The sequence below is a fragment of the Actinoallomurus oryzae genome (genome assembly GCF_039541955.1).
In the GTDB taxonomy this organism is placed as follows: Bacteria; Actinomycetota; Actinomycetes; order Streptosporangiales; family Streptosporangiaceae; genus Actinoallomurus; species Actinoallomurus oryzae.
This window is the reverse complement of record NZ_BAABHF010000070.1, coordinates 1-9,482: the sequence shown is the minus strand read 5'-3', so window position 1 is coordinate 9,482 and position 9,482 is coordinate 1. Positions and strand designations below refer to the sequence as shown.

General features: G+C 70.4%; 7 protein-coding genes. All 7 read left to right on the top strand.

Features of this window, described 5'->3' with window-relative positions:
• Window positions 1–364 precede the first annotated feature (364 nt).
• The 7 genes from arc (at window position 365) to ABEA10_RS49670 (ending at window position 9,315) form a co-directional block, all read left to right on the top strand.
• Window positions 365–2,137: a proteasome ATPase gene (arc, locus tag ABEA10_RS49700; RefSeq protein ID WP_345475719.1), complete on the top strand. Its 1,773-nt coding sequence runs from the start codon at window positions 365–367 to the stop codon at window positions 2,135–2,137.
• 443 nt (window positions 2,138–2,580) lie between these two features.
• A complete protein-coding gene (gene dop / locus ABEA10_RS49695) occupies window positions 2,581–4,095 on the top strand; it encodes a depupylase/deamidase Dop (protein ID WP_345475718.1) in 1,515 nt (504 codons plus the stop codon).
• A gap of 281 nt (window positions 4,096–4,376) precedes the next feature.
• On the top strand, window positions 4,377–4,586 hold the full coding sequence (locus ABEA10_RS49690) for a ubiquitin-like protein Pup (protein ID WP_285583207.1): 210 nt from the start codon (window positions 4,377–4,379) through the stop codon (window positions 4,584–4,586).
• Window positions 4,587–5,243: 657 nt separating this feature from the next.
• Window positions 5,244–6,167 (top strand): ABC transporter ATP-binding protein, encoded by a 924-nt coding sequence (locus ABEA10_RS49685; RefSeq protein ID WP_345475717.1) that lies wholly within the window; start codon window positions 5,244–5,246, stop codon window positions 6,165–6,167.
• 71 nt (window positions 6,168–6,238) lie between these two features.
• Entirely contained in the window at window positions 6,239–7,039 is an 801-nt protein-coding gene (locus ABEA10_RS49680; protein WP_345475716.1) for an ABC transporter permease, read from the top strand.
• 69 nt (window positions 7,040–7,108) lie between these two features.
• A complete protein-coding gene (locus ABEA10_RS49675) occupies window positions 7,109–7,813 on the top strand; it encodes a response regulator transcription factor (protein ID WP_345475715.1) in 705 nt (234 codons plus the stop codon).
• Complete coding sequence (locus ABEA10_RS49670; RefSeq protein ID WP_345475714.1) at window positions 7,810–9,315, top strand: sensor histidine kinase; 1,506 nt, start codon at window positions 7,810–7,812, stop codon at window positions 9,313–9,315. Before ABEA10_RS49675 ends, ABEA10_RS49670 begins: the two co-directional genes overlap by 4 nt.
• Window positions 9,316–9,482: the final 167 nt, after the last annotated feature.

Here is a 9,482-nt window from a genome sequence, read left to right as displayed (position 1 = left end):
AACCCGCGACCGCCCTAAAGGATCTTGCTCCTGCCGCTTGACGAACCATAGGAGCATCCACGGCCCGCGGCGCGCGCCCGCCGTGATCGCGCCGTTTCCGTCCGTGCCGCTCCGGCGTGCCCCGCCCTGCGCGGCGCGTACCCGCCTCATGCCGGCCACGGACCCGGTCCGGCCTCCGGAAGCGGTCCACTGTGGTTTTTCACACGTGCGGCCGCCACCCCGTCATATGGCCTCCGACCTGCGAAGGTATCCGATTTCCGCACCTCGTCGCGGCCCCGCCACGACACGAGTACCCGTTGGCCATGTTACGGAGGCGCTCCGGATAGGTAGGGTTTCAGTTAGGTCGTCGTCTCTGCCTGAGGAGGTGACGAGCGTGGCCGCTCGTGACGATGCCGGGGCGCGGAAGGCGCAGCACGAAAAGGAGGTCCGTGACCTCCAGACGCAGATCTCCTTCCTCGAGGAGGAGATCTCCGTGCTGCGCCGAAAGCTCGCGGAATCCCCCCGACAAGTACGTGTACTCGAAGAACGCCTACATGAGGCGCAGGCAAGCCTGGCCGCGGTTACGGGCCAGAACGAACGCCTCGTGGCGACTCTCAAGGAAGCCCGAGAGCAGATCATCGCGCTGAAGGAGGAGGTCGACCGCCTCGCGCAGCCGCCATCCGCCTTCGGAACGTTCCTCGCCGCGCGCGAGGACGGCACGGTGGACATCTTCACCGGCGGACGCAAACTACGGGTGAACGTCAGCCCGGGTATCGAGATCGAGGAGTTGAAGCGCGGCCAGGAGGTCATGCTCAACGAGGCGCTCAACGTCGTCGCCGCACTCGAGTTCGAGACCCAGGGCGAAGTCGTGATGCTGAAGGAGGTTTTCGCCGACGGCGAACGCGCCCTCGTCATCGCGCACGCCGACGAAGAACGCGTCGTCAAGCTCGCCGAGCCCCTGCGCGGAGTCCCCCTGCGCGCCGGCGACTCGCTCATGCTCGACACGCGCTCCGGGTACGCCTACGAAAAGATCCACAAGGCCGAGGTCGAAGAACTCGTCCTTGAGGAAGTCCCCGACATCTCCTACCAGGAGATCGGCGGCCTGGGCCCGCAGATCGAGCAGATCCGCGACGCCGTCGAGCTGCCCTACCTCCACGCCGACCTCTTCCGCGAACACCAGCTCCGCCCGCCCAAGGGCGTGCTGCTCTACGGCCCGCCCGGCTGCGGCAAGACCCTCATCGCCAAGGCCGTCGCCAACTCCCTGGCCAAACAGGTCGCGGAGAAGACCGGCGCCGAGGGCAAGAGCTTCTTCCTCAACATCAAGGGACCCGAGCTCCTCAACAAGTACGTCGGCGAGACCGAGCGCCACATCCGCCTGGTCTTCCAGCGCGCACGCGAGAAGGCCTCCGCGGGCACACCGGTCATCGTCTTCTTCGACGAGATGGACTCCATCTTCCGCACCCGCGGATCCGGAGTCTCCTCCGACGTCGAGAACACGATCGTGCCGCAGCTGCTCTCGGAGATCGACGGCGTCGAAGGCCTGGAGAACGTCATCGTCATCGGCGCCTCCAACCGGGAGGACATGATCGACCCGGCGATCCTCCGGCCCGGGCGCCTCGACGTGAAGATAAAGATCGAGCGTCCCGACGCCGAGGCGGCCAAGGACATCTTCTCCAAGTACATTCTCCCCGGACTTCCCCTCCACCCCGACGACGTCAAGGAACACGACGGCTCGGCCGAAGCCACGGTCGAGGGCATGATCCAGCGGGTCGTCGAGCGGATGTACACCGAGAGCGAGGAGAACCGCTTCCTCGAGGTGACCTACGCCAACGGAGACAAGGAAGTCCTCTACTTCAAGGACTTCAACTCCGGCGCGATGATCCAGAACATCGTCGACCGGGCCAAGAAGATGGCCATCAAGGACTTCCTCGACAGCGGGCAGAAGGGCCTGCGGGTCAACCACCTGCTCGCCGCCTGCGTCGACGAGTTCAGCGAGAACGAGGACCTGCCCAACACCACCAACCCCGACGACTGGGCCCGCATCTCCGGTAAGAAGGGCGAACGGATCGTCTACATCCGCACGCTCGTCTCCGGCAAGCAGGGCACCGAGGCCGGCCGTTCCATCGACACGGTCGCCAACACCGGCCAATACCTCTGACCCGCACGTCGCGGGCGTCCGGCACCACGCCGGCCGCCCGCGACGACTCGTCTCTGCGGCAGTACCGGTCCCCGGCGAGGCCCGCGAGGCGTTCCCCCGTACCCTGCCGTCAGGCCCGCTCGTCGGCGGCCGGCACCCTCCGCAGTGCCGCGCCCGAGATCGAGATCTCCGCCACATGACGTCGCCGGCGGTCGCGACCGCGACCACCGGTTCCCGGCGAACCAGACGCCCACGGGACCCATACCCGAGCACCGCCGGCGCTCCCCGCGCCGATTGCCGGGTCTTTACCCTGACCTGGAAGGGTCATGGGGACACCGTCCGTCCCGGGGCTCTCCCCGGCGTCTCGTTCGGACTCCTCCTGAGCCCGTCCCCACAAGGGGAATCGGGTCACGATCCCGCCGCGCCTCGCAAGACCACGGCGATCGCGCATTAGGCTCGGGTCTATGAGCGTGCGGCGGGTAATGGGAATCGAGACCGAATACGGCATTTCCGTGCCCGGTCAGCCGGGGGCCAACGCGATGGTGACCTCCTCACAGGTCGTCAACGCCTACCTCGCGGCATCAGCGGCCAAGGCCAGGCGGGCACGGTGGGACTTCGAGGAGGAGAACCCCCTGCGGGACGCCCGCGGGTTCGACCTCGCACGCGAGGTCGCCGACCCCACCCAGCTCACCGATGAGGACCTCGGGCTGGCCAACGTCATCCTCACCAACGGGGCGCGCCTCTACGTCGACCACGCGCATCCGGAGTACTCCACGCCCGAGTGCACCAACCCGCGCGACGCCGTGATCTGGGACAAGGCCGGGGAGCGCGTCATGGCCGACGCCGCCCGCCGCGCCGCCCAGGTCCCCGGCACCCAGCCCATCCAGCTGTACAAGAACAACACCGACAACAAGGGTGCCTCGTACGGCTGCCACGAGAACTACCTGATGAAGCGGGAGACCGCCTTCTCGGAGATCGTCCGCCACCTCACCCCGTTCTTCGTGACCCGCCAGGTCGTCTGCGGCGCCGGCCGCGTCGGCATCGGCGTCGACGGCCGCACCGACGGCTTCCAGATCAGCCAGCGCGCCGACTTCTTCGAGGTCGAGGTGGGCCTCGAGACGACCCTCAAACGCCCGATCATCAACACGCGTGACGAACCTCACGCCGACCCGGAGAAGTACCGCAGGCTCCACGTGATCATCGGCGACGCCAACATGAGCGAGGTCTCCACCTTCCTCAAGCTCGGCACCACCGGCCTCGTGCTCGCCATGATCGAAGACGGTTTCCTCACCGTCGACCTGTCCGTCGACATGCCGGTGGCGACGCTGCGCGCCGTCTCCCACGACCCGTCCTGCAAGCACCTGCTCACCCTGCGCGACGGCCGCAAGATGACCGCGGTGCAGCTGCAGATGGAGTACCTCGAGCAGTCCCGCAAGTACGTCGAGGACCGCTTCGGCGCCGACGTCGATGAGATGACCACCGACATCCTCGACCGCTGGGAGTCGGTCCTGCACCGCCTCGGCGAGGACCCCATGCAGCTGTCGGGCGAGCTCGACTGGGTCGCCAAGCTCGAGCTGCTGGAGGGCTACCGCAGCCGCGACGGCCTCGACTGGTCCCACCCGCGGCTCCAGCTGGTCGACCTGCAGTACTCCGACGTTCGCCCGGAGCGCGGCCTGTACAACCGTCTCGTGGCGCGCGGGCGCATGAAGCGCATCGCCACCGACGCGGAGGTCGACGCCGCCATCGAGGACCCGCCGGAGGACACGCGGGCCTACTTCCGCGGCCGGTGCCTGCGGCAGTACGCCGACTCGGTGGCCGCGGCGTCGTGGGACTCGGTCATCTTCGACGTCCCAGGCCGGGAGTCGCTCCAGCGGGTGCCGACCCTGGAGCCGCTGAGGGGCACCAAGGCGCACGTGGGCGCCCTCCTGGACCGCTGCCGTACGGCAGCGGACCTGGTGACCGCCCTGACGGGGGAGTAGCGCCCAGAGGGGCCCAGAACGCGCCGGTCCGTACGGGGAGAGCGCCCCGGGGCCGGCGTGCCATCGGCGGTGGAAGACGGCCGGCGGAACATCCCGGTACGGCCGTCCGTTCACGATCAATGCACAGTCGTGACCGGTATGACCGTTTCGCAGGGATCGCCGGTGGTGATAACGCCGTCATGAGGCCGATCGCCGATCACGGTGGAACACGGTGAGTGATCCACTGGTTGTCGGCGGGCGACGATAGAGTCGAGGTCTCTCGGCAGGAGTGGAGGCTCAGCATGGCGACGAGGGACACCGGCGGGCAGCGGCAGACGACCCGGCGCGAGGAAGAGGTCGACGAGACCCAGACCGCCCCCAGCGAAGACGTCCAGGAGCGGAACGAGAAGCTCACCGACGATGTCGACGCCATTCTGGACGAAATAGACGAGGTTCTCGAAGAGAACGCAGAGGAGTTTGTCCGTAGTTACGTCCAAAAGGGCGGCCAGTGAGGTACATGTCGGACTTAGATCCGGCCAAAAAGCCCTGCAAGGGCAGCGGAGAGGTCGAGTCGGCTCGGAGACATGGCGGCATAAGCAGTTCTCCGGACGGACCATCTCCCTACTGCACGGAGTGCTTCGGCCGCCGCAACGCTGCGGCTTACCGAAAGCCTCAGGCGGCGATAGGCAGAACACCGCGTGCCTATCGCCGCCATTGGTGTGTTCCCGGGGGATGAAGCACTGGGCCCGTCACGCTGCGACAAAGCCCCTTCGCCTCGGTGCTGTGTGGCCGGCTTCCAAGGGCTACCCGCGAGCGGGAGAAGCAGAGGGAGCTCGACGCCGCTGATCGTGGGGCGGCGGAGTGGCGGTCGGCTCGTCTCGATCGGGTGCCGCCGAGAGGTGCCGGTGGCCCGGCGTCTGTGAGTTTCTGAGAGTTCTCGGCCGGGCGCGAATCCGACGAGGAACGTAGGTGAATCCGCCGGGGGCGGGACCACGGCGTTGACTTCGGGCGGCATCGGGCCGCCACGGTTCGCCGTTCCGGGCGGGCGGGGCCCTCGGTTCACATGACGCACTCAGACTCGTGCAGATCTGTCCCAGAAGAGCGGATCACCGTGGGTGGTGCGCGCGCCGGTGGCGCGCGGCCCGTACCCGATCGGCTCTGGAGAGATCGTGATCGAAGTCTGTGGACTCACCAAGCGTTACGGCGATGTCCTTGCCGTCGACGACCTGACGTTCGCCGTCCGTCCGGGGGAGGTGACCGGGTTCCTCGGCCCGAACGGAGCGGGGAAGTCGACCACGCTGCGGATGATCTTGGGCCTGGACGCCGCCAGTTCCGGGACGGCCACCGTCGGCGGGCGCCCGTACGCCGCGCAGCCGGCGCCCTTGAAGGCCGTCGGCGCGCTGCTGGACGCGGGTGCGGTGCTGCCCAGCCGTACGGCGTACCACCATCTGCTGGCTCTCGCGGCCGGCAACGGGATCTCGCGCGGCCGGGTGGCGGCGGTGCTGGCGGAGGTGGGGCTGGACGGCGTCGCCCGCCGCAGGACCGGGACGTTCTCGCTCGGCATGCGGCAGCGGCTCGGCATCGCCGCCGCGCTGCTGGGCGATCCGCCGGCACTCGTGTTCGACGAGCCGCTCAACGGGCTCGACCCGGAGGGGATCGTCTGGATCCGCGGGCTGATGCGGCGGATGGCCGCCGAGGGGCGCGCCGTGCTGGTGTCGAGCCATCTGATGAGCGAGATGGCGCTCACCGCCGACCACCTCATCGTCATCGGCCGCGGCCGGCTGATCGCGGACACCGCCATGAAGGTGTTCATCGACGCGCACTCCGGCCACGAGGTCCTGGTGCGCGGTCCGCAGGTGGAAACGCTGCGCCGGATGCTGCCGCCGGTGGCGGAGGTGCGCCCGGACGGCGCGGACGGCCTGGTGGTGACCGGGATGGACGCGGCCGAGCTCGGGGCGCTGGCCGCGGCCGGCGGAGTGGAGCTGCACGAGTTGACGCCACGAGAGCCGTCGCTGGAGCAGGTGTTCATGGACCTGACCCGCGACGCCGTCGAGTATCAGGCGGAGATCGGGGAGAAGGAGACGAGCCGATGAGCCGGGGCGCCGCGCGAACCCGGACGGCGGTACGGAAGGAGCCGGCGCGGGATCGGCCGCGGGGGTTCCGGATGACCCTGCGGCCGGCGGGCCGGGCGACGTTCGCACACTGCCTGCGCGCCGAGTGGATCAAGATCCGTACCATGCGGTCGACCGTCTTCCTCGTCGTCGGCACCCTGGCGTGCTGCGTGGGCCTCGCCTCGCTGAACGGTGCGTCGGCCGGGGGCGAGTACGCGACCATGACGGCCGCCGACCGGGCCGCGTTCGATCCGCTGGCCACCAGCCTGCGCGGCTATCTGCTGGCGCAGATCGCCCTCGGCCTGCTGGGCGGCCTGATGATCACCGCCGAGTACGGGGCCGGCACGATCGTCGGCACGCTGACCGCCGTGCCGCACCGGGCCCGGGTGCTGGCCGCCAAGGCGGTGGTGCTGATCGCGGTCGCGCTGCCGGTCGGGCTGCTGGTGTCCTTCAGCGGCTTTCTCGTCGGGCAGGCGGCGCTGGCGGGTGCGGGCGCCCCGCACCTCGGGCCGTCCGATTCTCCGGCGCTGCGGGGCATTCTGGGCGGTGCGCTCTATCTGGCGCTCGCGGGTCTGCTCGGGCTGGCGATCGGCACGGTGATCCGTAGTACGACGGCGACGGTGACTACCCTGTTCGGCGCGATGCTGATCGTGCAGGCGTTCGCGCCCGCTCTGCCCGGGGCGGTCGGCGACTGGGTGGCGAAGTACTGGCCGCCCATCGCGGGCGGGCAGATCATCACCGGCTACCGCGATCCGGCGTTGCTGGACCCCTGGTCCGGGCTGGCGGTCATGGCGGGGTGTGCCGCTGTCCTGCTGGGCGTGGCGTTCATCGTCTTCCGCAGGCGAGACGCGTAGCCGTGCCGGGCGCGCGGGCCGGGCGCAGCCGGGGAGGCCGAGGGCGGACGATCAGGCGGGATGGGGCGGATGACGACATCGGAACGGCTGCTGGTCGTGGAGGACGAGCCGACGCTGCGCGAGCTGCTGTCCGCGAGCCTGCGGCTGGCCGGCTTCACCGTGGTCCCGGTCGCGACCGGCGCGCAGGCGCTGGCGGCGGTGCGGGAGCAGCGTCCCGATCTGATCGTGCTGGATGTGATGCTGCCCGACTTCGACGGCTTCGAGGTCGTCCGCCGGCTGCGGGGGGCGCCTTCGTCCCCGGCGGCGGGGCATCCGCCGGTGCTGTTCCTCACGGCCCGCGACGCGCCCGAGGACCGGATCAGCGGGCTCACGGCGGGCGGTGACGACTATGTCACGAAGCCGTTCAACCTGGAGGAGCTGGTCCTGCGGATCCGGGCCATTCTGCGCCGTACGAGCGGCCGGCAACCGGACGGCCGCTTGGTCGTCGGCGATCTGGAGCTGGATCCCGACAGCCACCAGGTGACCCGGGGCGGGCGGTCGGTCCAGCTTTCCCCGACCGAGTTCAGCCTGTTGCGGGTGCTGATGGAGAACGCCGGGCAGGTGCTGTCGAAGTCCCAGCTCCTGGAGCTGGTCTGGAGGTATGACTTCGGGGGCGATGACAGCATCGTGGCCTCCTACATCAGCTATCTGCGGCGAAAGGTGGACCGGGGCGAGCCGAAGCTGATCCATACGGTGCACGGCACCGGCTACGTCCTGCGCAGGCCCCGCTCGTGAGCGCGAGCGCCGCGCGCCGGCTGCGCGGTCGCCTCTCGCTGCGCGGCCGGCTGCTGGCGATCGCGCTGCTGCTGCTCGTCGTCGCCCTGCTCGGCAGCGACGGCCTGGTCGTCGCGCTGCTCCAGCGCGACCTGGTGCATCAGCTGGACGACCGGCTTCGCGCCGCCGCGACGGTCGCCGCGCGCCTTCCGGCCCTGCCGGACGTCGCGGGCGATCAGGTTCCGCAGGTGCGCGAGACGGTGGAGCAGCACTTGTCCGGTGAGGTCTATGTCGCCTACCTCGACCCGGAGGGCCGGGTGCGGCGGGCCGTCCGGCCGGTCTCGCGGCATGCCCCTGAGCTGCCCCGGCTCGACGCCGCGGCGGTCGGCGCGCGCCGCCACCGGCCGTTCGAGGTCCCCGCCGCCGGCGGCGGCGAGGACTGGCGAGTGATCGTCGTGCCGGGCCCGGGCCGGACGCCGGGCGGAGCGGAGACCGTGGCCGCGGACGGCGGCAGCGTCGTCGTCGCCGGTTCGCTCTCCCAGGCCGGTGCGACGATCAGACAGCTCGGCGTACGGGTGCTGGTGATCGACTCTTTGGTGCTGGGGCTCCTCGGCGTGGCCGGCTGGTTCGCCGTACGGGCGGGGCTGCGCCCGCTGCGCCGGATCGAGACGACCGCGGCGGCCATCGCGGACGGCGACCTTTCGAGCCGGGTTCCCGAGCTGGCCGCCTCGCGTACCGAGCTGGGCCGCCTGGCCGCGGCGCTCAACGGCATGCTGGAGCGGATCGAGGGAGGCGACGCCGCGCGGGCGGCCACCGCGGAGCGCATGCGCCGCTTCGTCTCCGACGCCAGCCATGAGCTGCGCACGCCCCTGTTCGGCATCAAGGGGTTCACCGAGCTGTACCGGATGGGCGGCATGCCGGAGCGCGCCGACGTCGACGGTGCGATGAACCGCATCGAGCGGGAGGCAGCACGTCTGGTCCGGCTGGTCGAGGACCTGTTGCTCCTCGCCCGCCTCGACGAGCACGCCGCCTCGGCGGATCTCCCGCTCCGTCTCACCCCCATGGATCTGCGGACCCTGGCCGCCGACGCCCTGCACGACCTGCGCGCTCTGGATCCCGGGCGTCCCGTCGCCCTCACCGGCCCGGGCGGCGGCCCGCCGGGCGGCGCGCCCGTGCTCGGTGACGAGGCGCGGCTGCGCCAGGTGACCTCGAACCTCATCGGGAACGCGGTCGCCCACACCCCGCCGGGCACCCCGGTCCGGATCGGTGTCGGCACCCGGGACGGCCTGGCGGTGCTGGAGCTGCGTGACGAGGGCCCGGGGTTGTCCCCCGAGCAGGCGGCGCGGGTCTTCGATCGCTTCTACCGCGCGGATGGCGCCCGGGGCCGTGCCGAGGGCGGGGGCGCGGGCCTCGGCCTGGCGATCGTCGCCTCTCTGACGGCGGCCCACCACGGCCGGGTGGAGGTCCACACGGCCCCGGGCGATGGTGCGACCTTCCGCGTCCTGCTGCCCCTTCACGGTTGATCGCCCGCGGATCACGAAGAGCGGGGGCCGGCCCGGGCGCCGTGCGAGAGACGGTGGGGGATGCGATCCGCATCCGGCGGGTTGGGCCGGGTTCGCCGTGAGCGGACGGGGGGAGGGATCATGACGCATGCACGCGATGGTGCCCTGACAGTAGGGTCTGGTTAGCG

Excerpts from the sequence above, each read along its gene's own strand:
- dop (WP_345475718.1), top strand. The coding sequence starts at position 2,581 with ATGAGCGTGCGGCGGGTAATGGGAATCGAGACCGAATACGGCATTTCC.
- ABEA10_RS49690 (WP_285583207.1), top strand. The coding sequence starts at position 4,377 with ATGGCGACGAGGGACACCGGCGGGCAGCGGCAGACGACCCGGCGCGAG.
- ABEA10_RS49680 (WP_345475716.1), top strand. The coding sequence starts at position 6,239 with ATGACCCTGCGGCCGGCGGGCCGGGCGACGTTCGCACACTGCCTGCGC.
- ABEA10_RS49675 (WP_345475715.1), top strand. The coding sequence starts at position 7,109 with ATGACGACATCGGAACGGCTGCTGGTCGTGGAGGACGAGCCGACGCTG.